The organism is Carboxylicivirga mesophila (assembly GCF_018271975.1).
In the GTDB taxonomy this organism is placed as follows: domain Bacteria; phylum Bacteroidota; class Bacteroidia; order Bacteroidales; family Marinilabiliaceae; genus Carboxylicivirga; species Carboxylicivirga mesophila.
In genome coordinates, this window is the sequence record NZ_JAGUCN010000020.1 from 27,901 (window position 1) to 52,487 (window position 24,587).

Annotated in this window: 18 protein-coding genes; 13 read left to right on the forward strand and 5 right to left on the reverse strand. The window is 41.0% G+C overall.

Going from position 1 to position 24,587, the window contains the following annotated elements:
• Positions 1–10 precede the first annotated feature (10 nt).
• From KEM09_RS16045 to KEM09_RS16070, 6 genes are all read left to right on the forward strand, one after another.
• Complete coding sequence (locus tag KEM09_RS16045) at positions 11–598, forward strand: hypothetical protein (protein WP_212229830.1); 588 nt, start codon at positions 11–13, stop codon at positions 596–598.
• Between the two features lie 136 nt (positions 599–734).
• Positions 735–1,004, forward strand: a complete 270-nt coding sequence (gene rpsO / locus KEM09_RS16050) for a 30S ribosomal protein S15 (RefSeq protein ID WP_212189871.1) — start codon at positions 735–737, stop codon at positions 1,002–1,004.
• Positions 1,005–1,214: 210 nt separating this feature from the next.
• Positions 1,215–3,362 (forward strand): polyribonucleotide nucleotidyltransferase, encoded by a 2,148-nt coding sequence (gene pnp / locus KEM09_RS16055; RefSeq protein ID WP_212229831.1) that lies wholly within the window; start codon positions 1,215–1,217, stop codon positions 3,360–3,362.
• A 109-nt stretch (positions 3,363–3,471) separates the two neighbouring features.
• Positions 3,472–3,951, forward strand: a complete 480-nt coding sequence (locus KEM09_RS16060; RefSeq protein ID WP_212229832.1) for a hypothetical protein — start codon at positions 3,472–3,474, stop codon at positions 3,949–3,951.
• A gap of 11 nt (positions 3,952–3,962) precedes the next feature.
• The gene (locus KEM09_RS16065; protein WP_212229833.1) at positions 3,963–6,083 is read left to right on the forward strand and encodes a prolyl oligopeptidase family serine peptidase; all 2,121 of its coding nucleotides are present in this window, start codon (positions 3,963–3,965) and stop codon (positions 6,081–6,083) included.
• Between the two features lie 352 nt (positions 6,084–6,435).
• Complete coding sequence (locus tag KEM09_RS16070; RefSeq protein ID WP_212229834.1) at positions 6,436–8,157, forward strand: tetratricopeptide repeat protein; 1,722 nt, start codon at positions 6,436–6,438, stop codon at positions 8,155–8,157.
• Positions 8,158–8,233: 76 nt separating this feature from the next.
• On the opposite strand, the gene KEM09_RS16075 is transcribed toward KEM09_RS16070, so the two are convergent.
• On the reverse strand, positions 8,234–8,761 hold the full coding sequence (locus KEM09_RS16075; RefSeq protein ID WP_212229835.1) for an RNA methyltransferase: 528 nt from the start codon (positions 8,759–8,761) through the stop codon (positions 8,234–8,236).
• Between the two features lie 97 nt (positions 8,762–8,858).
• Here KEM09_RS16075 and sucC point away from each other — a divergent pair, with 97 nt between their 5' ends.
• The gene (gene sucC, locus KEM09_RS16080; RefSeq protein ID WP_212229836.1) at positions 8,859–10,049 is read left to right on the forward strand and encodes an ADP-forming succinate--CoA ligase subunit beta; all 1,191 of its coding nucleotides are present in this window, start codon (positions 8,859–8,861) and stop codon (positions 10,047–10,049) included.
• A 77-nt stretch (positions 10,050–10,126) separates the two neighbouring features.
• On the opposite strand, the gene KEM09_RS16085 is transcribed toward sucC, so the two are convergent.
• Entirely contained in the window at positions 10,127–11,389 is a 1,263-nt protein-coding gene (locus KEM09_RS16085) for an arginine deiminase (RefSeq protein WP_212189854.1), read from the reverse strand.
• 145 nt (positions 11,390–11,534) lie between these two features.
• Positions 11,535–12,746: an NAD(P)/FAD-dependent oxidoreductase gene (locus KEM09_RS16090; protein ID WP_212229837.1), complete on the reverse strand. Its 1,212-nt coding sequence runs from the start codon at positions 12,744–12,746 to the stop codon at positions 11,535–11,537.
• A 102-nt stretch (positions 12,747–12,848) separates the two neighbouring features.
• Between KEM09_RS16090 and KEM09_RS16095 the strand changes: the two genes are divergently transcribed.
• The 5 genes from KEM09_RS16095 (at position 12,849) to KEM09_RS16115 (ending at position 20,760) form a co-directional block, all read left to right on the forward strand.
• Complete coding sequence (locus KEM09_RS16095; RefSeq protein WP_212229838.1) at positions 12,849–13,610, forward strand: DUF2490 domain-containing protein; 762 nt, start codon at positions 12,849–12,851, stop codon at positions 13,608–13,610.
• 44 nt (positions 13,611–13,654) lie between these two features.
• A complete protein-coding gene (locus KEM09_RS16100) occupies positions 13,655–14,929 on the forward strand; it encodes a cytochrome b N-terminal domain-containing protein (protein WP_212229839.1) in 1,275 nt (424 codons plus the stop codon).
• Positions 14,930–14,939: 10 nt separating this feature from the next.
• Positions 14,940–15,413, forward strand: a complete 474-nt coding sequence (locus KEM09_RS16105; protein WP_212229840.1) for a QcrA and Rieske domain-containing protein — start codon at positions 14,940–14,942, stop codon at positions 15,411–15,413.
• A complete protein-coding gene (locus tag KEM09_RS16110) occupies positions 15,414–17,723 on the forward strand; it encodes a multiheme c-type cytochrome (protein ID WP_212229841.1) in 2,310 nt (769 codons plus the stop codon).
• Between the two features lie 220 nt (positions 17,724–17,943).
• Positions 17,944–20,760: a M16 family metallopeptidase gene (locus KEM09_RS16115; RefSeq protein WP_212229842.1), complete on the forward strand. Its 2,817-nt coding sequence runs from the start codon at positions 17,944–17,946 to the stop codon at positions 20,758–20,760.
• 52 nt (positions 20,761–20,812) lie between these two features.
• Here the strand turns inward: KEM09_RS16115 and KEM09_RS16120 are convergent, their stop codons facing one another.
• Positions 20,813–21,352 carry a dihydrofolate reductase family protein gene (locus KEM09_RS16120; RefSeq protein ID WP_212229843.1) on the reverse strand — a complete coding sequence of 180 codons (540 nt, stop codon included), beginning with the start codon at positions 21,350–21,352 and terminating at the stop codon, positions 20,813–20,815.
• 232 nt (positions 21,353–21,584) lie between these two features.
• Here KEM09_RS16120 and elbB point away from each other — a divergent pair, with 232 nt between their 5' ends.
• Positions 21,585–22,241, forward strand: a complete 657-nt coding sequence (gene elbB / locus KEM09_RS16125; protein WP_212229844.1) for an isoprenoid biosynthesis glyoxalase ElbB — start codon at positions 21,585–21,587, stop codon at positions 22,239–22,241.
• Positions 22,242–22,327: 86 nt separating this feature from the next.
• Here the strand turns inward: elbB and KEM09_RS16130 are convergent, their stop codons facing one another.
• Complete coding sequence (locus tag KEM09_RS16130) at positions 22,328–24,517, reverse strand: glutamine synthetase III family protein (protein WP_212229845.1); 2,190 nt, start codon at positions 24,515–24,517, stop codon at positions 22,328–22,330.
• Positions 24,518–24,587: the final 70 nt, after the last annotated feature.

A 24,587-nucleotide genomic window follows, 5' to 3' on the forward strand; every position in this document is an offset into this window, starting at 1 on the left:
CGAATAAATTATGAATACGAAAAGATTTTTTGGAGTTGCACTTTTAACCTTATCCATTGTTGTAGGATTATATAGCTGTAAATCGAAAGAGAAAGTTTCTACTAATAATGAAGTTGGAACAATTTTGGAAGATATGCCATGTGAGGATGCCGGTCGTTCTGACAAAAAATTCTTCCGCGCTAGCGCGATGGCAACAAGCTCCGATCTAAGCTTAGCAGAGGAGAAAGCACTACTAAATGCCAAGCAAAGATTGGTAACTCTAATTAGCTCAAACACCAAGTCAGTAACCGATCGCTATGTAAACGAACGTGAATTTGGTGATGCAGCAGAGTTTGAACAAAAATTTGAAAACCTGACGCGTGAAGTAGCAGACGAGACCATCAACAATATTGTGGTGGCCTGTCAGAAAAAAAGTGTACTACCTAATGGCAAATACAGAGGTTTTATAGCGGTTGAAGTGAGCAAAGATGATGTTTTAAATGGCATCAACAACAAAATTTCTCAGAACCAGAAATTACAAGTTGACTACGACAAAGCAAAATTTGAAGAAATCTTCAACCAGGAAATGCAAAAGATGGCTGAAGAAAGAGGTTTCTAAGAGCTATTGAGAAACAGAATAAAAGGCAGTCTGACATATCACGACTGCCTTTTTTATAAAAAACTAGTTTTCATACGCTTGCCACATCCAATTAATTACGTATCTTTGCACCCGCAAATATATTTAAACAAGAGTTATGTACTTAACAAAAGAGAAAAAGCAAGAAATCTTCGAGAAGTACGGAAAGTCGAATTCTGATACTGGTTCTACAGAGGGCCAGATTGCATTATTTTCATACCGTATCTCTCATTTGACTGAGCACTTAAAGTCAAATCGTAAAGATTATAGCACACAACATGCTTTGATTAAGTTAGTAGGTAAGCGTCGTAGCTTATTAGACTACTTAAAGAAAAAAGATATCGAAAGATATCGTAAAATTATTGCTGAGCTTGGAATTCGTAAGTAAGCAATTAAGAAACGTATTAGAGAGCAACTATCTATCGGTAGTTGCTCTTTTTTTTGTTAAAAATCGTAACACACACCCCTATTGGCGATCATTTTGCTTAATTTATCGCTTATAAATTAAAACATTCCATCCCAATTTTATCGTAATCAAAGTTTAATACATATCTTTGGCGGTGATAAAAGAAGGATAAAAAAAGATAAGAAAATTGTCATGATTAAACCATTTGAAAAAGTTATTGAACTGGGTGATGGCAGAACAATTACCATTGAAACAGGTAAGTTAGCTAAGCAGGCTGACGGATCGGTAGTTGTAAAAATGGGTAATACCTATCTGTTAGCGACAGTTGTTTCTGCAAAAGAAGCAAAGCCTGATGTTGATTTTATGCCGCTAACTGTTGAATACAAAGAGAAATACGCAGCTGTTGGACGTTTCCCTGGCGGATTTCAAAAAAGAGAGGCTCGTCCATCAGATTACGAAATATTAGTATCGCGCTTAATTGACCGTGCTTTACGTCCTCTTTTCCCTGATGATTACCACGCTGATACATTTGTTACAGTTAACCTTATTTCAGCTGATGATGAGATTTTACCAGATCAGTTAGCTGGTTTGGCGGCTTCTGCTTGTTTGGCTGTTTCTGATATTCCGTTTAACGGACCAATCTCAGAAGTAAGAGTTGCGCGCGTTGGCGGAGAGTTGTTGGTTAACCCAACTGCAACTCAATTAAAAGAAGCTGACATGGATATCATTGTTGCCGCTACCTTGGAAAACATTATGATGGTGGAAGGTGAAATGTCAGAAGTTTCGGAAGCAGAACTACTGGAAGCTATGAAGGTAGCTCACGACGCTATTAAAGTACAGTGCCAGGCTCAAATTGAGATGATGGAAGCACTTGGTAAGACTGAAAAGCGCGAGTACTGTCACGAAGAAAACGACGAAGAACTTGAGAAGAAAGTTTGGGAAGCTACTTATGACAAAGCTTATGCTGTTGCCAAGTCAGCTAACCCTAACAAGCACGAACGCATTGATGCATTTGGTGCTATCGTTGATGAGTTTATTGCTGAAAATTACCCGGAAGATTCTGAAGAAGAAGCTCCTGTTGGATTAATTAAAAAATATTACCACGACGTTGAAAAAGAAGCGGTTCGTAAAGTAGTATTAGATGAGAAGTTCAGATTGGATGGTCGTAAGACTAACGAAATTCGTCCTATCTGGAGTGAAGTAGATTACTTGCCAGGACCTCACGGTTCAGCTGTCTTTACTCGTGGTGAAACTCAATCATTAACAACTGTTACTTTAGGTACCAAGTTAGATGAGAAATTGATTGACGATGTAATGAATAAGAGCTATGAGCGCTTTTTGTTACACTACAACTTCCCTCCATTCTCGACCGGTGATGCCCGTCCCGCACGTGGAATCAGCCGTCGCGAGATTGGTCACGGTAACCTGGCTTTCCGTGCATTGAAACGCATGTTGCCTGAAAACTATGCATACACGGTTCGTATCGTATCAGATATTCTGGAATCAAACGGTTCGTCATCAATGGCTACTGTTTGTGCCGGAACACTTGCTCTGATGGATGCTGGTGTACCTGTTAAAAAGCCTGTATCGGGTATTGCAATGGGTCTTATCACGGATAAGGAATCAGGTAAGTTCGCTGTGCTTTCTGATATTTTAGGTGACGAGGATCACTTGGGTGATATGGACTTTAAAGTAACCGGAACACGCGACGGTATTACAGCTACACAGATGGATATTAAGGTGGATGGTTTATCATACGAAGTATTGGAGCAAGCATTAAACCAGGCTAAAGCAGGTCGTATGCACATCCTTGATAAGTTAGAGGAAACCATCACTGAGCCACGCGAAGATTACAAACCACATGCTCCACGTATCGTTAACTTCGATATTCCTAAGGACATGATTGGTTCTGTTATCGGACCAGGTGGTAAGATTATCCAGGAAATTCAAGCTACGACTGAAACCGTAATTACCATTGAAGAAGAAGGTAACATTGGTAAAGTAGCCATCTCTGCTTCCAATAAAGCGTCAATTGACGCAGCTGTTGCTAAAGTAAAAGCGATTGTTGCAGTACCTGAAGTTGGCGAAGTATACCGCGGTAAAGTCAAGTCAATTGTTCCTTTCGGGGCCTTCGTTGAGATTCTTCCAGGTAAAGATGGTTTGCTTCACATCTCTGAAATTGAGTGGCGCCGTCTTGAAAAAGTGGAAGATGCACTTAAAGAAGGTGAAGAAGTTGAAGTGAAGTTGATTGAAGTTGATCAGCGCACTGGCAAACTGAAGCTTTCGCGTAAGGTATTGTTACCAAAACCTGAGCGCAAAGAAAAACCTAAAAAAGACTAATCAGTTAGTTCTATACAATTCTAAAAGCCGTCTCTTAAGACGGCTTTTTTTTGATGCACTCACTTCTTTTTTCTATTTTACACTTCCGAAAACACCTAAACACTATTTCATGAAGCAACAAGAAGCATTTGATATACTTAATGCTCAGCTTAAGGATATACCTAAAGTTCAGATTCGTTCGTTAAGTTTAGCCGTTCTGCCAAGGTTAATTAATGTTCTGGATACACACATGGATAAATGCCCCCATTGCCGTAAATTCAATACTGAGGGCGAAGCTTTTATCAACAACATCGCCCCCCTTTTCAAAGACGATATATCATCCAGAAAGCAGTTTGAACAATGGGTTGATGAATCGCAGAAACACCTGAAGACAGAGCATAAACTGCAGGTTAGCGGACGAATCACATCCGCTTACACTGCAATAGGAATGGCTCTAGGCGCTATAATTGCCTTTGGGGCTAGCTTATTACTGGAAAATGCCAACACCCTGGCAAACGTAAGTATTGGCTGGGCACTTGGTATGCTCACCGGTTATATGACAGGCAAAATCACCGAAAACAAACTCAAACAAGACAATAAACTCTATTAATTCTCCCCATTATGAAACACCTTTTTCTTCTCACTCTGACAGCTATGTTAGTATTAAACGCATGTGATTGCAACAAAAGTCCGTATGAATACCCCGAAACTAAGAAAGGGGACGTGGTTGATGAATACTTCGGTATAAAAGTAGCCGATCCTTATCGCTGGTTAGAAGATGACCGCTCAGCAGAAACAGCTGAATGGGTCAAACAGCAAAATGAAGTAACCTTCTCATATTTGGAATCTATCCCTTATCGCCAAAAGATAAAAGAACGACTAACCGAAATCTGGAACTACCCAAGAACCTCAGCTCCTTTTAAAGCCGGTGGCAAATATTTCTTCTCTAAGAATGATGGCCTACAAAATCAAAGTGTTTATTACATGCAGGAATCGCTCGATAGTGAGCCTATTCTGTTTTTAAACCCAAATACTTTGTCCAATGACGGTACTGTTTCGCTCACTAACTTTTCGGTGTCTAACGATGGTAAATACCTGGGATATGGAATTTCAAGAGGCGGTTCTGACTGGCGCGAGTTTTACATTAAAAACATCGAAACTGGCGAAACTCTGTCAGATCACCTGAAATGGATTAAGTTTTCGGGTATAGCCTGGTATAAGGATGGTTTTTTCTATAACCGTTACCCTACCCCTACTAAGGGAGATGAATTAAAAGGTGAAAATAAGAACAGTCAGATTTACTATCATAAAGTAGGCACTGCTCAGGAAGCCGATCAATTGATATATGAAGATACCGAAAATCCTGATTGGAGCTTCAGTGCTTCTGTAACAGATGACGAAAAATTTCTCATCATTAGCGTTACGGAATCAACTTCAGGCAATGCCTTATATTTTAAAAGCTTAGAAACAGATTCACCGGTTATTAAGGTTATCAACTCTTTCGAGAAAGATTATTCGGTGATTGAACATGTCAACGGGAAGTTGTGGGTTTACACCAATGACGATGCTCCAAAATACCAGGTTCTCTCCTTGGATACTGAAAAACCTGAACGCTTCAACTGGACAACATTAATACCTGAAGACAAGCACAATGTACTTGAAGGCATTTCATTAACAGGTGGTAAGGTATTTGCCAACTATCAACAGGATGCACATTCCCAAATCAAAGTTTTCAGCACTGAAGGAGATTACTTATATGATGTTGAATTACCATCCGTTGGCACAGTTAGCGGTTTCAGAGGCAAAGCCGATGATCCGGAAACATTCTACACATTCTCTTCATACACATACCCATCAGTGGTATACAAATACAATTCTGAAACCAATGAATCAGAACTTTATAGTCAGACCGAGATCGATTTTGACATTGACCAGTATGAGACCAAGCAAATTAAATACCTTAGTAAAGACGGTACAGAGGTACCAATGTTTATTGTACACAAAAAAGGTCTTAAACTGGATGGTAATAATCCTACCTGGCTATATGGCTACGGCGGCTTCAACGTTAGTTTAAACCCGCGCTTTGATGTACGACGTTTATTATGGCTTGAGAATGGCGGTATTTATGCAGTAGCTAACCTGCGCGGTGGCGGTGAATATGGCGAAGAATGGCATAAAGCCGGAACAAAAATGCAGAAGCAAAACGTATTTGATGACTTTATAGCAGCTGCCAATTATTTAGTAGATAATGGCTATACCAAACCAAAATATCTGGCCATTCAAGGTGGTTCAAATGGTGGACTGTTAATAGGCGCTGTCATTAACCAAACACCTGACTTATTTAGAGTTGCCTTCCCGCAGGTGGGTGTTATGGATATGCTCAGATATCAGCACTTTACCATTGGCCGTTACTGGGCTACCGATTACGGCACAAGCGAGGACAGTAAAGAAATGTTTGAATACTTGCGGAAGTACTCGCCTGTACATGCCATTAACCCCAAACTAAACTACCCGGCAGTATTGGTAACAACAGCTGACCACGATGATCGCGTGGTACCCGCCCATTCGTTTAAATACATTGCCACGCTACAGAATGCCTACAGAGGCAAGCGCCCAATGATGATACGCATTGAAACAGATGCAGGCCATGGAGCTGGCACACCTACATCAAAAGTTATAGAAGAATGGACGGATTTGTATTCATTCACATTCGACCAAATGGGATTAATCCCCAACTTATAGTAAATAACAAGGTGGCTATTTTAGCCTCCAATTGTTTCTTTTAAAAAGATTTACAAACAGTACAACACAATAGTTCTACTGGAATATCAAAGTCAAAAGCATATTTAATTTACGTTATTTTGATGGATTATTTCCTCAAAAAACATTTAACAATATTTGACAAAAAAGGCATTTACTGAAGATTAATGACATGTTTTTAGTGATTAAACTGTTTATTTTCGGTTATTTCTTTATCTTTAAAGAATGATTATGTCATTTAATGGTATATCACTATTTAATTTTTTAAAAACATTTATAATTTTGCAGGAAACACTGTAGATTAAAGTCAAAAACAAATAATTGGGTAAACATTATGAAAAGAATTAGAATTTCTCTAATTGCATCTCTAGCAGTGGCAGCTTTGTTAGCGAGCTGTTCTGGTTTAGACAAGATGAACAAAGGTGCTAAAGACGTTAGTTATTCAGTCAATCCTCCAGTATTGGAAGCTCATGCTGGTCAAGTTAATCTTGATGTGACTGTTCAGTTCCCTGAAAAATACTTCGACAAAAACGTTAGCATCGAAGCTACTCCTGTATTAGTATACGAAGGAGGCGAGACTGCTTTCCCATCATACCGCGTTCAAGGTGAGAATGTAGAAGGAAATGATAAAGTAATTTCAAGCGCAGGTGGTACTTACACTTACAGCAATTCAGTACCATACAACGAAAACATGAGAGTTTCTGACTTAGTTGTTCGCATTAAAGCAACTAAAGGCTCTACTACCAAAGATTTTGAAGATTATAAAATCGCCGAAGGTGTTATCTCAACTTCTGAATTAGTGGCTGACCAGGGAGCTCAATCAACTATTGGTGATGATGCTTTCCAAAGAATCATTGCTCAATCTAAAGCTGCTGATATTTTCTTCTTAATCCAGCAATCAAACATTCGTGGTTCTGAATTAAAGAAAGAAGACATTGCTGCTATCAAAGAATACATGAAAGAAATTGAAGCTGCTGAAAACATCAACTTCAAAGGCATTGACATTTCTGCTTATGCGTCACCAGACGGACCAACTGATTTAAACAGCAAATTAGCTTCTCGTCGTGAAAAAGTAGCTAAAGATTACTTGGTACGTGAGATGAAAAAAGCTAAAGTTGAAGGTGGAACAGACGAAGCGCTTTATACTTTGAAAAACACTCCTGAGGATTGGGAAGGTTTCAAAGAGTTGATGGAAAATTCAAACATCCAGGACAAAGAGCTTATTTTACGTGTTCTTTCTATGTATAGCGATCCTGAAGTACGTGAGCGTGAAATCAAAAACATGTCAGAAACTTTTGACGTGATTGCTGACGAGATTCTTCCTCAGTTACGTCGCTCTAAAATGTCTGTTAACGCAGAGGTAATTGGTAAGAGTGATGAAGAAATTTCTGAGATAGCTGCTAATAACCCTAGCGAACTTAATATTGAAGAGATTCTTTATGCTGCTACTTTAACTGACAATGTAGATGAGCAATTAAAAATTTATGAAGCTGCTGCCGCTAAATACCCAAAATGCTGGAGAGCTCAAAATAACATTGGTTGTGCTAAATATGTAAAAGGCGACTTAGCTGGTGCTAAAGCTGCTTTCGAAAAAGCTAACAGCCTTAAAGGTGGTGTTGCTGAAGTTAACAACAACCTTGGTGTTATTGCACTTCGCAAAGGTGATATCGCTAAAGCTGAAGAGTATTTCGGAGCTGCTGCAGGTGCAGGTGCAGAACTTGACAACAACTTAGGTATCGTGGCTATCCACAAAGGTGACTACGATGCTGCTATCCGTTACTTCGGTAACAGCACAAGCTGCAACGCTGCATTAGCTAAAATCTTAGCTACTAAATACGATGCTGCTTTATCTACAATCAATGCTAACACTATGGAAGTAGGTTTCAAATACTACCTGAAAGCAATTGTTGGTGCAAGAACTGCTGATAATGACATGATGTTTGACAGCTTGCGTAAGGCTTGCGAATTAGACGCTAAATTCAAAGGTGCTGCTGCAACTGATATGGAATTTGCTAAATTCTTCGAAGATGCAACTTTCAAGTCAATCGTTCAGTAATTAAAGACTATACGATATAGAAAAGGGGTAACAATAGTTACCCCTTTTTTTGTGACTTAAACCAAACAAATAGTGATTAATTCAACTTACGAAAGAGTTCCCAAAGCACAATGCCTGCACTTACCGATACGTTAAACGAGTGCTTTGTCCCATACTGAGGAATTTCGATACAGGCATCACTCATGTTAACAATTTTCTGTTGAACGCCCTTTACCTCATTGCCAAGTACAATGGCATATTTGGCATCATTTTCGGGCGCAAAATCAATAATTGAAGTACTGTTCTCAACCTGTTCCAGACTGCAAATAACCCATCCTTCAGACTTCAATTGCACAATAGCATCCTCTGTGTTCTCAAAATATTGCCAGTCAACAGCATCTTCAGCACCAAGGGCCGTTTTATGTATTTCTTTATGAGGAGGTGCGGCTGTAATACCGCACAACACAATTCGCTCCACTTTTAGCGCATCAGATGTGCGAAAAACCGAGCCCACATTATTCAAACTTCGAATATTGTCCATTACAACTATGACAGGCATTTTTGAGCTATTCTTAAACTCTTCAATGGATAAACGATTCAGCTCACTTGTCCTTAATTTTCTCATTCTCGCATATTTTGACAACAAAAATAGCACTATTCCTGTTTTTATAGGTAATTGTATAATAATGAAACCCTTTATTGGATACTAAATCCCTCTGATTATGAACATACACGAGTACCAAGGAAAGCAAATACTTAAGTCTTTTGGCGTTGCCATTCAGGAAGGAATTGTTGCAGACACACCAGGAAAAGCCGTTGAAGCAGCCAAGCAATTGCAAGCTGAAACCGGCACAGGATGGTGGGTTGTAAAAGCCCAGATTCATGCAGGTGGAAGAGGCAAAGGTGGTGGTGTTAAGTTGGCTAAATCTTTGGATGAAGTGAAAGAACTGGCCAATAATATTATTGGCATGAACCTGGTAACTCACCAGACAGGACCTGCCGGTAAAAAAGTAAACAAAGTACTAATTGCTCAAGATGTATACTATCCGGGCGAGACCGAAACGGATGAGTTCTATATGAGCGTGTTGCTTAACAGGCAAACAGGTAAGAACATCATCATGTACTCAACCGAAGGAGGAATGGATATTGAGGACGTGGCTGAAAAAACTCCTCACCTTATTTATAAAGAAGAAGTTGATCCTGGCCTAGGTTTATTGGGTTTTCAAGCTCGTAAAATTGCCTTTAACCTCGGATTATCTGGTCAGGCTTTTAAAGAGATGACCAAATTTGTTACCGCTCTGTATAAGGCTTATGTTGAAACAGACTCTTCCATGTTTGAGATAAATCCTGTTCTTAAGACATCGGATAATAAAATACTGGCTGTAGACGCCAAGGTGAACCTCGATGACAATGCATTGTTTCGCCACCCGGCCTATGCTGCTATGCGCGATCTGTCTGAAGAGGACCCTGCAGAAACAGAAGCCAGCAAAAGCGACCTTAACTTTGTTAAGTTAGATGGTAATGTAGGTTGTATGGTGAATGGTGCCGGTTTGGCAATGGCAACCATGGACATTATTAAACTATCTGGTGGCGAACCTGCCAACTTCCTGGATGTAGGCGGAGGTGCCAATGCCACAACAGTTGAGGCCGGATTGAAGATCATCTTAAATGATCCTAATGTAAAAGCTATCCTTATTAATATATTTGGTGGTATTGTGCGCTGCGACAGAGTAGCAAATGGAGTTGTTGAAGCCTATAAAAACATCGGTGAGATTGATGTGCCGATTATCGTTCGCTTGCAGGGCACCAATGCCGAAGGAGGTAAAAAAATCATTGATGAATCGGGGTTAAAAGTCTATTCTGCCATAACGCTAAAAGAAGCATCCGACCTGGTTCAGCAAATTGTGAACTAATTTAATTGAAGCCATTGTTATATACTAAAAGAGGGACCTGTTAATTTGGCCCCTCTTTTTTTTAAATTCATTCTATTCTACCACTTTACAGGCTTCCGGCGAACTGGCATACTCATGCATCGTGCTCCTCCTCCACCTCTTGACAGTTCAGAACCACCAATGGTTACAACATATTTTTCATACTCAGCCAAATCAACCTGTCCACTAATAACATCGTTGGCCTTAATAATTTCAAATCCGTTCTTATTCATCTCCTCCATGGTATAAACATTGCGCGCATACCCCAGCACCTTACCCGGTCCCATTGCAAAGAAGTTCGCTCCACTATGCCATTGCTCACGCTCCTGCGTCCAGATATCACTTGAGCCACCACAGCAAATTGGTTTCAAATCCATACCCAAATCTTTTAGGCAGCTAATAAGATTAGCTTTCTTTTCAATGGAGGCTACTTCGCCATTATCAATGGTAATCAGGATGGTACTATAACGGCTATCCTTAAGGATAAGTGGCTCGTATACCATACAGGCATCTTTATCAAGAAACGTAAAAACCATATCCAGATGAATGAAAGACTCAGGTGTATCAGGCAATTGCTGTACCACCACATAATGACGTTCTTTCTTCTGCTTTAATTGATTAACGATAAAATCGATACCTTGCGACGAGGTGCGGGCGCTATTACCAATGACCAATACATCCTCACGGGCAATCTGAACATCACCACCTTCTATCATCGTTTCGTTTCCAACATTATAGAAGTTTAGTGGATTAACCGTTTGTGTTTTAAAGCGCGATGAATGGTTAAAAATGGCTTCCATCACAATTGCTTCCCGCTCACGTACCTTATTCGCCATTTTCGAAATCAGCACCTTATCATACATGGTTACACTGGCATCGCGTGTAAAAAAGAAATTGTGCAGAGGACGAAGTGAGTATCTGTCATCTGATAAGAAGGTAGTTAACGAATCTGTCTTAAGATTAACACCCTCAATTAATTGACGCGCCAGTTCTGTTGCCGGCAATTCTAATAAATCTTCTTTAATATTTAGTACCTGCTCGTATGTACAGATTTTCTCAATCAAACTGAGCTTAATTTTTGGCTGTTCCAATATCTCGGCCAAAAGGTCCTTCACCTGATAGGTTTGCGTCACCTTCTCTAAAACACCTGAAAACTGCTGATATTCTTCTACGGCAACCGACAAGTTGAGAATATCACTATACAAAGCGCGTTCTGCATTTGACGGTGTCATGTTTTCCACTTCCTTGCCCGGCGTGTGCAATATAACACCCTCCAACTCTCCTATCTCAGAGAATACACCGGTATCAATGGTTTTAATCATGAACTAATGGTTTAAATTATTTGGTTTTTCTTCTTGTCGCAAATTTAAAAACCAAATGCAATTAAAAAAATGATTGAAGACACTTCTTTAATTTCTTTAAAATAAGCCACTAAACAAAGTACCGTTCAATACCAGGCATTAGCAATCAACCAAAAGAAAATGTCATCTTTGGAGGCAGAGGCAATTCATCCTGGACCTTCTCTTTACTCCATTGCTCAAAAAGTGCTTGCTGGTAGATCTTAGCCCGTGGTCCGTCATTCAGAAAAACCGCAGCTTTTAAAGCATTATCGTTGTAATACATAATGCGCCGTATATCACCATCAACTTCTTCAACCTCTTCATCCACACCCGGAATTACATACTCATAAGCTCCTGAAAACATATATAATCCGAACACCTCTGTTTTTAATCTGAAAGGCGGCAAAGTGTGTTCCTCTGGTTTACCTAACAATGTTAATGCAGCCAGTTTACCCTGATGTTCGGCCGCATGCCACAAACCTGTAACAATGCCCTGCTCGTGCTGTGCAACATCACCTGCCGCCAGAATATCGGCATCTGAGGTTTGCATAAAAGCATTAACAATAATTCCTCGCTCAACCTTCAGGCCCGCTTTAATACCCAACTCAATATTCGGGACGGCTCCAGTACAAGCTATTACTTCATCAAACTCCAATTGCTGCCCCTGTAGATTAACAGTGTAATGCCCATTGTGCTCATGGATAGCTGCAACACTAACGCCCCTAAACAACTTCACCCCCTTATCCATCATCCTTTGCTCCAGTTCGTTCAGCAGACTAATCGGAAACAGCTTCTGAAGCGGATATTTCATCCGGTTCGCCAAAATAACCGTTTTTCCTTTTCGCACCAGCTGATCTGCTGTCTCAACGCCTTCTACACCTCCCCCAATAATTAAAAAGCGGTCTTTATTTTTACATGTCTCCAACACACGATCAACATCACTGGCATTTTGAACACTATGCAGATTTTCTGTGGCAATTCCAGCAATTTTAGGTATGACCGACACCGCTCCTGTTGCTAACATCAACTTCTCGTAACTGCAAACCAAGCCACGTTGGGTACTAATCACCTTTTCGGCACTATCAATATTTATTACACGATCATATATCAGGTCTACATCGTTATCCTTATACCATTCTCTGTCAGCTATTTTAAAATCATCCTTATCAAATCCACGCACCATGTTCTTATTGATTTTGGTACGTTTATATGGCAATCTGTCCTCACCATGTATCAGTAATATTTTTCTTTTGTCATTATTGGCACGCAGTGTACGTACAAAACTGATAGCTGCAATACTAGCCCCAACCACTATTATTGGGTAATTATTTCGATTCATATCTGGTCAATATTATAAATTACAAAACGATAATTAATATCTTTGCATTTCTTACTATCTATAACAAATCATAGCTATTTGGGTTGAATGAGGCAATACAGAATGAAAGAAATATTACTACTTTTTATATGCATCATAATACCGGTTGTGTCCATTAATTCCCAACAACATGCTGACTTACACATCTTCAATGGAGAAGGTGAGCTGCGAACGATTTATGTACAGCGCCACCGCTTAAATGAGAACTACACTCTTAACCTGGATGGAGGATCGTATATAGGTATAGGAACTAACTTTTGGACACGATGGGGCTTTCGCGGCAACATACAGCGTACACTTAACCATAACACGAAAGTTGATATTGGTTTTATGTACAACCGGGTACACCTATTTGATAAAACAAACAGCGATAACCCTGAAGAGTCTTTTGATGTAGTGCGACACGAATACCGTCCACACCAATCATTAAACGTTAACTACCCTCGCTTTGCAAGTTCCGCTCTTCAGCATCGCTTTCGTTTAGAGGAACGTATTTTTAAAACAGCGCATAATGATAAAACAGACTTTAGAATGCGCTTACGATATCGACTGATGCATCAGGGACGATTCGATGGCAAGCCAATTGCCCCCAAGTCACTATTCTACAGAACATTTGCTGAGTTTAATTTCAACATATACGAAGAAGCTGATGATGTATTCTGGGTGCGTGGTCGATATTGCTTGGGCATTGGCTATCAGTTTAACTCACGCCTAAGTGCAGACACTAACTATTTCTTTGAACACAATAAAACGTCCAGTAGCGAGCCCACAACAAACATCCATATCTTTCAGATCACTCTGAGACATACAATATATTGGCAATAAAGCGCGTTGATAGATTTAATTACAGCTATATTAAGACAACAGGCATGAATGAACCAGCAACACAAAAAGCGATAACCAGGTTTTTACTACACCTTCACCCGCCCAGAGTTAATTCGCAATCCATAAAATATACTCGCACATTCGGCTTGGGTGGTATTGCTGCATTGCTCTTTGTGCTCCTTTTTATCACAGGTATGCTACTACGCTTTATATACGTACCATCAGAAAAGGGAGCATATGACTCTATCAGCTATTTGCAAAACGAAGTGTTTTTTGGCCAGCTATTACGCAATATGCACTATTGGTGCGGAATGCTGTTAGTTGTTGTGTCTTTTCTCCATGTCATACGCGTTTTCTATAGTCAATCGATATACAACGAAAGACGAAAGAACTGGCTGTATGGGCTACTCATCATGTTCCTGGTAATTATGTCTAACTTCACCGGCTATTTACTGCCCTGGGATCAGTTGGCTTACTGGGCTGTTACCATCATGACCAATATGTTGAGTTATATTCCTGTAATTGGCGATGGATTAGCAACCCTGGTTCGTGGAGGAGCTGAAGTAAACGAGGGCACTTTGTTAAGGTTCTACCATTTTCATACAGGCCTTTTACCATTACTGATGGTGTTTACCATGAGCATCCACTTTTGGCTGGTTCGAAAAGCTAAAGGGGTAACCGTTGCCGATTCCAGTAAGAAAGAAATGGTAAACACCAATCCTGAACTGGTTTATAAAGAAATTGTTGTGGCCCTCTCGCTCATACTATTGCTAATTGCCTTTTCCATGCTGGTGGATGCACCGCTGTTAGACAAAGCCAACCCACTGGAAAGCCCCAACCCAAGCAAAGCACCCTGGTACTTTATGGGTTTTCAGGAGTTGCTGCTGCACATGCACCCAGGCTTTGGTATTTTTATTGTACCTGTTCTGGTAACAGCATTTCTCATTTACATCCCCTATGTAAAAGGCCTTAATGCGAATGTTGGTGTTTGGTTCAATTCGGCTGTTGGCAAACAAGTAACTATCTGGTCGGCCATTTATGCCATTGTATTTACAACGCTAATGATAGTGGGCACTGAATACTTCTTTAAGTTCCAGGAATGGATGGTCAACCTACCTGTACTTATTACAGCAGGATTGGTGCCTTTTATCATATATATTCTACCAACCTACGGATTTATATTGTTTATACAGAAGAAATTAAAGGCTGGTAAAATGGAAGTCTTAATTAGCCTGGTCACCATTTTGCTAACTGCCTATCTGGTAATGACCATAGTTGGAAGTTTATTAAGAGGCGAAGGAATGCATCTGTTTGCCTAAAAGTAAGTGTATGAGTTTTATAGAAAAGATAACAAGACGCAGTTTTATAAAGAAAGCCATTATTACAGCTATATCGCTCGAACTAGCATATGTATTTATTAACCTGCTGAAAAAAGGTAGTGAAGCCGATGTGCCTGCTAATCTGTATGAAGCTGGCGATATCGAACTGTTTGAAAAAGGGAAGATTTACCCCTTCAGTGCACAACGTTTCTACTTGTCGCGCCTTCAGGATGGTGGTTTTATGGCCATTTCAACCAAGTGCACCCATCTGGGCTGCACCGTTCAGTTCAAAAACAAGGACAATAAGTTTATGTGCCCCTGCCATGCATCTGCCTTTAGTGTGAATGGAGAAGTATTAGCACCGCCTGCCACAAGGGCTCTTGATCTGTTTCCCATCACCATTGTAAATGATAAAATTTTGGTGGATACCAATAATCCACAAAGGCGTGATAAACACAATAAATCACAAATAACGTACGCTTAGATGATTAATACCCGATTATATAATAGCCTGATGCTGGTACTGGTAGCAGTACTTATATTGCTTTTTCCTATATACCTTCTGTTCCAAACCTATTCGGCAAAAAACATCTCAGAAACAGATGCTGCTCCACACTTTGTAGGTCATGAAACGTGCATTGAGTGTCACCTGCCGGAATATAACGATTGGCTTGGTTCGCATCATGAAAGAGCCATGGATGTAGCTAATGACTCAACCGTTTTAGCCAATTTCAACAACGTAAGCATTGATGGCAATGGCATGACGCATCGTGCCTTTATGCAGGATGGCAAATTCATGGTCAATACCGACGGAGCCGATGGCACCATGCAGGATTTTGAAGTGAAGTATGTCTTTGGGTATACACCTTTGCAACAATACCTGGTTGAGTTTGATGGCGGACGTCTTCAAACACTCGCGCTTACATGGAATACACTTGACAATGTTTGGTATCACATGGTCGACTCGGTATATAAAGACCAGAATATCCATCACGATAACTGGCTGCACTGGACTAATCAGGCACAAAACTGGAACAGCATGTGTGCCGACTGCCACTCAACCAACTTGCAAAAAAACTATGATCACATCAACGATACCTATACCACTACCTGGTCAGAAATAAATGTGAGCTGCGAAGCCTGCCATGGCCCCTCATCGAACCACTTAAAATGGGCCGCACTGCCTGAGTATGCGCGTGATGAGTACCACAACTTTGGTTTACCAATCAAAACCAGCGGCATTAATAATGAAGAATACGTAGACAATTGTGCCCGGTGTCACTCTCGACGAAGTTCACTGAGTGATTTTGACTATACAACACAAAATATTCATAACCATATTATCCCCAACCTGCCCGATGTACCAACCTGGCACCTCGACGGGCAGATTCAGGATGAGGACTATGTATATGCATCATTTACCCAAAGCAAGATGTATACCAAGCACCGGGAGGTGCAGTGCAATGACTGCCATAATGTGCACAGCGGCAAACTACTGTTTGATACCGACTATAACAGACTTTGCCTGCAATGTCACTCAGCCGATGCGTATGATTCATATACACACCATTTTCATAAAGAAGAGGGTATGCCTGGCGAGGCAGTCATTTCCGACTCTGGTGTTAAGTTCGATGTGGGTTCCGGCACGCTATGTATTAACTGCCATATGCACGGACAGTATTATATGGGTGTAGATTACCGCCGCGATCACAGTTTTAGAATACCACGCCCCGACTTATCGATTAAATACGGCGTGCCCAATGCCTGTAACCAATGCCATGCTGACAAGAGCAATCAATGGTCTGAAAACTATGTCACCCAATGGCATGGAGAAAGCCGCACCTTCCATTTTGCCGAAGCATTTGACGATGCGCGTAACAGTAAGGCGGAAGCTCTGCCTCGTTTAAAAGGCATTATTGAGGATGAACTATATACGCACAATATCCGCAGCTTGTCAATTCAGTACATGGGCAACTATTTTCAGGACTCGCTTAAGAATGAGGTCGAAAACTACCTGAGTAACCTCTATCCTGATATGCGCTTGGCAGCTGTACGTGCCATTCAACTTAACAGCGAAGCAGATGCGGCTTTGCTATATCCTGTTTTATCGGATGATACAAAAGCCGTGCGCACTGAAGCAGCACGTATTTTATCAACCATGGGAGCTGAGCAAATTCCAGCCAAATACAAAAAAGCATATGAAACGGCCATTAAAGAATATGAGCAGATACTGATTTATAATGCTGATTTTCCATTGGGTAAGTTTAACCTGGCCAACTACTATTACAACCAGGCAAATTACACCGATGCAGAAACTTTCTATCTAAGAGCCTTAAAGCAGGATGAGGAGCTTCATTTCATCAAGCTCAACATGGCCTACCTTTACAATAAAATTCAGAAAAATGACAAGGCAGAGCTACTATTCAGAGACTATCTAAAACATGAGCCTGAAGATGCAGTGGCCATGTATTCATTCGGCTTGTTATTATCCGAAATGCAAAAATATGATGAATCGTTAGCTTTTCTTGTAAAATCATACAGCCTGCACCCAGAGAGACCAAGGATTGCTCACAACATTGCCATGATGTATGATTTCAGGGGTAACAAGACAGAGGCTGAGAATTATCTTATAAAGGAAATTGCCCTCATAAACAACTATAACTCCAATGCCGAGCTATTGCGATTCTACCTCAATAACAGCATGAATTCCAAAGCCTTAAAATTAGCTAAACAAATGCAACAGGACTACCCTGAGGCAAAGGAATTAGAGCAGGTAATTGAACGCTTAAATTAAATATAACGTTTTAAAACATAGGCCGTCAGGCAGATTCACCATGAATCTGCCTGACGGCTTTGTTTTTGCCGTGCAAATAATCATGTTTTCTGTCTATCTAAAAAAGATATATTTGTTGCCGTCAAGCAGTTGACTGATTCTAAAAAGACTTGTCCCATTGCAGTCATTAACATTATTTTCCCATCTAACTTGCTATGGGAGTTTATAAAAAACTAATCAAATGAAAAAATTAGTACTACTTGTTGCAGTTCTAGGTTTGTTTGCGAGCTCAACAATGGCGCAGCAGTATGACCTGAATGCTCCTGTCCCGGTTGACCCGGATGTAAGAACTGGTGTATTAGAAAATGGCCTGACTTACTACATTCGTCATAATCAGGAGCCCAAAGAACGCGCCAGCTTCTACATTATCCAAAATGTCGGAGCCATTCTGGAGGACGATTCACAGGATGGACTCGCTCACTTTTTAGAGCACATGGCCTTTAATGGCACCAAACATTTTCCTGATAAAGGAGTAATATCTACACTTGAGAAACATGGTATTGCCTTTGGACGCAATATCAATGCATACACGGCTCAGGACGAAACCGTATACAACATTTCCAATGTTCCGGTTGGACCGACAGGCCTGATGGACACATGCCTATTGATATTACATGATTGGTCGAATTACCTTTCACTGGATGAAGAAGAGATTGATGCCGAGCGAGGTGTAATTTCTGAAGAATGGCGCACACGCCGCGATGCTGGTTTTAGAACACGTGCGCAAATGATGCCAGCCCTGTTAAACAATTCTAAATATGCCGAGCGTGACGTAATTGGTGAGCTGGATGTGATTAAGGGTTTTGAGTATGATGAATTGCGCCGTTTCTACCACGACTGGTACCGTACCGATTTGCAAGCCATAGCTATTGTGGGAGATTTCGATGCAGAAGAAATGGAACAAAAGGTTATCAAGTTATTCTCAAAAATACCTGCAGTAGACAAAGCATTGGAACGTTACGAGGTGAAAGTAGCTCCCAAAGCCGAACCTACTTTTGCCTTAGCACTTGATAAGGAAAACCCACAATCAAGTATATCAATGTACATCCGCCACGAGGCGGTGGCAGCTGAATATAAAAATCACAACACGCTTAAAACAAACTACAAACGCAGCCTTATCCGTAGCATGATTTCGGCACGTATTAGTGAACTACTGCAAAAAGGGAATCCTCCATTCATTAATGGCTCAGTAGGCTTCTCTGATTATCCGCGTACAGTAAGCCTGATGAGCATCAGCGCCACAGCCAAAGAAAATGAGGAGGCGATAGCATTTGAATCCATCCTGACTGAAGTAGAACGAGTAAAGCGCCATGGTTTTACCGAGGGTGAGCTTGAGCGTGCCAAAGCTTCCATGCTGCTGGGATATGAAAACTATTACAAGCAAAGAGATAAAATCAACCATGACAGCTACTGTAAAGAAATAGCTAGTTTATACCTTGAAAATACGCCAATGCCGGGCATTGAGTATGAATATAAATTTGCCCAGGCTGTTATCCCTTCTATCACAGCAGATGAGTTATCAGCTTATTTCAACAGCCAGTACACTGATGAGAACCGCGTTATCATCGTATCAGGTCCGGACAAAGAGGGTGTACAGCACCTTAATCAGGCAGAAGCATTTGCTATCATTGAGAAGGTAGCCAACAACAGCAACATTGAAGCCTATGTTGATGAAGCAGTTAGTTCATCATTAGTTGAAGAGCTTCCTGTAGAAGGCAAAATCGTTTCGGAACGTCAGTTGGATGATTTTGATGCCGTTGAATGGACGCTAAGCAATAATACCAAAGTGGTGTATCGCTATGCCAACTATAACAAAAACCAGGTGGCCCTATCGAGCTATAGTAAAGGAGGCTCATCACTTTACGGAGTGGCAGACCTGCCATCGGTAAATATGACATCGGACTTTGTACCAGCCTTTGGTATTGGTAACTACGATGCAATTGCACTAAAAAAAGCACTTACCGGCAAAAAAGCCAGTGTTGGTTTCAATATCGGCGGACTATCAGAAGGCATCAATGGTAGCTGTCGCACCGAGGATTTTGAAACCATGATGCAGCTGGCCTACCTGCACTTTGAGCAACCACGCTTCGACGAAGAAGCATATAATGCTTTAATGGCACGCTATATGGCGTATGTAGCCAACATGGGCGACAATCCAAAGAAGATAATGCAGGACAGCATCAGTCAAATCAGAAGCAATTATCACGAAAGAAGTTTGATATTTAATGCCGACTACCTGCAAAAGGTTTCATTTGAACGCATGGAGGAAATCTATAAAGAGCGCTTTAACAATGCTGCTGACTTCACTTTCTTTATTGTGGGTGATATAGAGAAAGAAACAGCTAAAGAACTCGCCACAAAATACCTTGGAGCCATTACATCAAACAACAATACCGAGAACTGGGTGAACAATGAGGTAAACGGCCCCAAAGGCACTACAAAGAAAACCATTCCTTTGGCCTTGTCTGAACCCAAAGCTACTGTTCAGATTTACTATAACGGAAACCTCAAGTATACACCTGAAAACCGCATTGGTATGTCATTTATCAGTGCCATATTGCGCTTGCGCTACACCGAGAGTGTCCGCGAAAAAGAAGGTGGAACCTATGGTGTGGGCGTGCGCGCATCCACCAACCAGTTCCCTCAGGCAGAAGGCGATGTGAGCATTCAGTTTGATTGCGACCCAGAACGGGCCAACGACCTTATTCCACTGATTTATGTAGAAATTGAGAACATGATGAAGACAGGTGCTTCGGATGAGGACATCACCAAAACCCGTAAAAACATCCTGAAGAGCCGTGCTGAAAGCAAGGAGCAGAACAGCTATTGGATGAACAACATCTACAGCTACTATGTGAATGGCACCAACATGGCACTGGCCGAAAACTATGAGGATATTGTGGAGAACATGACATCGAAGGACATTAAAAAACTGGCTAAGCAGTTCTTTAAGAAAGCCGATAAAATTGAAGTGGTATTTGTTCCAAAAGAGGACTAAGTCCATTTCTCAACAAAAAAAAAGGCAACTCGCACATGGGTTGCCTTTTTTGTTATCGCTTCCGACGATAATGAGTCTGAATCACATTATCGAGATAAATCTGAGAACTGACCAACTCAAAATTTAATGCTTCGCTGGTAGTGCCAAACAATGGTGCACCTCCGCCCAAAACTACCGGAATGGTAGAGACAATAAGGTCATCAATCAAATCTTCATTCAAGAAACTCTGGATAGTTTTACCGCCATCAATATATAGACGCAGATAGCCTTTATTATTGATTAGCCGAACAACATTCTGCAAATCACCACTAACTAATTGGGCGTTTTCCTTGTATGCTTCAGGGATTTCTTGCAGAGATTGGCTCAAAACAAAGACAGGTATAGGATAAGGCCATTCACAATCAAAGCCGCATACGGTTTCAAACGTGCTGCGCCCCATGACAATGGCGTCCACACCACTGATAAAATCATTATAGCCCATATCCAATCCTTCAGGATTGGGCACTGCATACAGCCAATCAAGCCCTCCACTACGGTCGGCGATAAAACCATCGATACTCATTGCAATAAATACTTTGTTGCGTGTTTCCATTACCCTACTGTTAAAGGTGTCAAAAATAATCGTTTTGTGCCTGATTGTAAAGCTCCACCATAAACAACAACTCGCACACTCCCAATTTATAAAAGCTTTAATGAAGTAAAATAATCATCCTTTTGCACCTTAGCTTAACGATTCGTTGTTGCAGTGCATCTGTATAACTATTGAACACATTCGCACAGATGCGTTATTTATTGTAAATTTAATTCCCAAAAACAGTTTAACTATGACAACAAAAAAGCAAGTAGCTGTCATCCTTTCGGGATGCGGCGTATATGACGGGGCTGAAATTCACGAATCGGTCTTATCACTACTGGCCATTGCCAAACAGGGTGCCGAATACACCATTTTCGCACCAGATGTAGACCAGTACCATGTCATTAACCACCTGAAAGGTGAGCCAAGCGATGAAACAAGAAATGTACTGGTAGAAGCAGCTCGTATTGCCCGTGGTTCTATCAAGCCTTTAAGCGAATATGCAACCAAAAATTTCGATGCCTTGCTTCTGCCTGGTGGTTTTGGAGCTGCAAAAAACCTGAGTACTGTGGCCTTTGATGGTCCTAACTGCACCGTTGAAGGTGAAACGCAACGAGCAGTGAAGGAAACGCATGCAGCAGGTAAACCAATTGGTGCATTATGCATTGCGCCGGCTGTAATTGCAAAAATATTGGGCGATGTAACAGTAACCATTGGGCAGGATGAAGGTACTGCACAGGCTATTGAAGCCATGGGCGGTAACCATATGACCACTAACCACGGAGAAGTGATTGTTGATGAGGCCAATAAAATTGCCACAACCCCTTGCTATATGCTGGATGCGAATATTTTGCAGATAGCCGAAGGTGCCGATAATGTAGTAAGAGCAGTATTAGAAATGGCTTAATCAAAGGCTACTGATAAAGTGATAAAAAAGGTCGCAACCAAAGCTGCGACCTTTATTTTTGTAGATTCTCTTTCTGGAATTATCTATTATCTGAAGAATAATAATTCGCGGTACTTTGGTAATGGCCACATCTCATTATCAACAATCAATTCCAACTTATCGATGTGGTAACGAATCTCATCCAGATAAGGACGAACTTCTTTGTCGTAAGCATATGCTTTCTCTGTTTCCGACTCAATAACGTTGCACTTCTTGCGCGCCTCAATCATATCCGCAGTTTTAGCTTTTATGGTTGAAATATGACCCGAGATAGTTTTGATCAGTTCTTTGCGTGCACCCGCCAACTCTTTGAACTCTTTCTCATCAAAGATATCGCGCATACCCTGCACATTATGAATAAGTTCAGTTTGATATTGAATACCCGTTGGTACAATGTGGTTAATTGCTAAATCACCTAATACGCGTGCTTCAATCTGTATCTTTTTGGTGAATTTCTCCATCTCCACCTCAACGCGTGCTTCCAGCTCACGAGCCGACATCACACCTGTTTCTACCAGAATATCTTTTGATGCTTTATCCAGGTATTTTGATAAAGATTCAGGCACTGAAGTAATATTTGTTAAGCCACGTTTTGCTGCTTCTTCTTTCCACGCATCAGAGTAACCATCACCGTTAAAACGGATTGGGTTCGACTCAAGAATCACCTTCTTAATAGTCTGGAAGATAGCTTCGTCTTTCTTAACACCACTTTCAATAAGCGCATCAACATCCTTTTTAAATTCTTCAAGCTGAACAGCCATGGCTGCACTTAAAGCAGTTAAAGGTGCTGCACAGTTGGTCATAGAACCTACCGCACGGAATTCGAAGCGGTTTCCTGTGAAAGCGAATGGTGAAGTACGGTTACGATCGGTGTTGTCCAACAAAATCTCAGGAATACGACCAATACCTAATTTAAGAGCCGTTTTCTCATCTGGCGTCATCTTCTGATCTGTAATTCGCTCAGCCAGGTTATCCAGCATATCAGCAATTTGAGAACCTGTAAATACTGAGATAATTGCAGGAGGCGCCTCATTAGCACCTAAACGGTGGCTGTTAGAAGCTGTTAAGATAGAAGCACGCAATAAATCCTGGCTCTTATAAACAGCTGCGATGGCATTTACCACAAAAGTTAAAAATTGCAAGTTTCCCTTTGGATTCTTACCTGGGGCCAATAATACAACGCCCTTATCGGTTTGTAACGACCAGTTATTGTGCTTACCAGAACCATTAATACCAGCAAATGGCTTCTCGTGTAAAATAACTTCGAACTTGTGGTGACGAGCCACTCGCTTCATCACATCCATTAACAGCTGGTTGTGGTCGTTGGCAAGGTTGGCCTCTTCGTAAATAGGTGCCACCTCAAACTGGTTAGGTGCTACCTCGTTGTGACGAGTTTTAACTGGTATACCCAATTTATGACATTCGATTTCCAGTTCAATCATAAATTTACCTACGCGCTCAGGAATCGAACCAAAGTAGTGGTCATCTAACTGCTGATCTTTTGCCGATGAGTGCCCCATCAACGTACGACCGGTCACCATTAAGTCAGGGCGTGCCTGATATAAAGCCTGATCAATCAGGAAATACTCCTGCTCCCAACCTAAGTTTGTATGTACTTTTCTAACATCCTTGTCGAAATATTGAGCCACACCAACAGCTGCTTTATCAACTGCTGCCAAAGCTTTCAGGAATGGTGTTTTATAGTCTAATGCTTCACCTGTATATGAAATAAATACCGTTGGAATACAAAGAGTGGTTCCGATAATAAATGCTGGTGATGACACATCCCACGCTGTATAACCGCGCGCTTCAAATGTTTGACGAATACCACCTGATGGGAAAGATGATGCATCTGGCTCTTGCTGAGCAAGTAATTTACCTGAAAATGCTTCAATCATATTACCATTGTCACCGTAGTCGATGAAACCGTCATGTTTTTCTGCTGTTCCGTCAGTTAATGGCTGAAACCAGTGCGTGTAATGTGTTGCACCACGCTCCATAGCCCAGGCTTTCATCCCTGAAGCAACATTATCTGCTACTTTTCTATCAATAGCATCCCCCTTATCAATAGCTTCTTTAACGGCTTCATAAGCATCACGCGACAAGTACTTAGACATTGCCTCTTTGTTAAATACTAATTCACCATAGTAATCTGTTGCCTTTGCTGAAGGAAATGTTACTTCTTTTGGCTCTCTGTTCATCATTTCTGACAGCGCCCGAAATCTTAATTGTGCCATAATCTTTTATTTTTTTATCGAGTTAGCAGGAGCAAAAATATACTTTTTTCTTATTCAACCATCATTTTTC

Coding starts and splice junctions, on each gene's coding strand:
- KEM09_RS16090 (WP_212229837.1), bottom strand. CDS start 12,746: ATGAATCGAAATAATTACCCAATAATAGTGGTTGGGGCTAGTATTGCA.
- KEM09_RS16065 (WP_212229833.1), top strand. CDS start 3,963: ATGAAACACCTTTTTCTTCTCACTCTGACAGCTATGTTAGTATTAAAC.
- KEM09_RS16115 (WP_212229842.1), top strand. CDS start 17,944: ATGAAAAAATTAGTACTACTTGTTGCAGTTCTAGGTTTGTTTGCGAGC.
- KEM09_RS16075 (WP_212229835.1), bottom strand. CDS start 8,761: ATGAGAAAATTAAGGACAAGTGAGCTGAATCGTTTATCCATTGAAGAG.
- KEM09_RS16110 (WP_212229841.1), top strand. CDS start 15,414: ATGATTAATACCCGATTATATAATAGCCTGATGCTGGTACTGGTAGCA.
- KEM09_RS16070 (WP_212229834.1), top strand. CDS start 6,436: ATGAAAAGAATTAGAATTTCTCTAATTGCATCTCTAGCAGTGGCAGCT.
- KEM09_RS16085 (WP_212189854.1), bottom strand. CDS start 11,389: ATGATTAAAACCATTGATACCGGTGTATTCTCTGAGATAGGAGAGTTG.
- KEM09_RS16130 (WP_212229845.1), bottom strand. CDS start 24,517: ATGGCACAATTAAGATTTCGGGCGCTGTCAGAAATGATGAACAGAGAG.
- KEM09_RS16120 (WP_212229843.1), bottom strand. CDS start 21,352: ATGGAAACACGCAACAAAGTATTTATTGCAATGAGTATCGATGGTTTT.
- KEM09_RS16045 (WP_212229830.1), top strand. CDS start 11: ATGAATACGAAAAGATTTTTTGGAGTTGCACTTTTAACCTTATCCATT.
- elbB (WP_212229844.1), top strand. CDS start 21,585: ATGACAACAAAAAAGCAAGTAGCTGTCATCCTTTCGGGATGCGGCGTA.
- KEM09_RS16105 (WP_212229840.1), top strand. CDS start 14,940: ATGAGTTTTATAGAAAAGATAACAAGACGCAGTTTTATAAAGAAAGCC.
- KEM09_RS16100 (WP_212229839.1), top strand. CDS start 13,655: ATGAATGAACCAGCAACACAAAAAGCGATAACCAGGTTTTTACTACAC.
- sucC (WP_212229836.1), top strand. CDS start 8,859: ATGAACATACACGAGTACCAAGGAAAGCAAATACTTAAGTCTTTTGGC.
- rpsO (WP_212189871.1), top strand. CDS start 735: ATGTACTTAACAAAAGAGAAAAAGCAAGAAATCTTCGAGAAGTACGGA.
- KEM09_RS16060 (WP_212229832.1), top strand. CDS start 3,472: ATGAAGCAACAAGAAGCATTTGATATACTTAATGCTCAGCTTAAGGAT.
- KEM09_RS16095 (WP_212229838.1), top strand. CDS start 12,849: ATGAAAGAAATATTACTACTTTTTATATGCATCATAATACCGGTTGTG.
- pnp (WP_212229831.1), top strand. CDS start 1,215: ATGATTAAACCATTTGAAAAAGTTATTGAACTGGGTGATGGCAGAACA.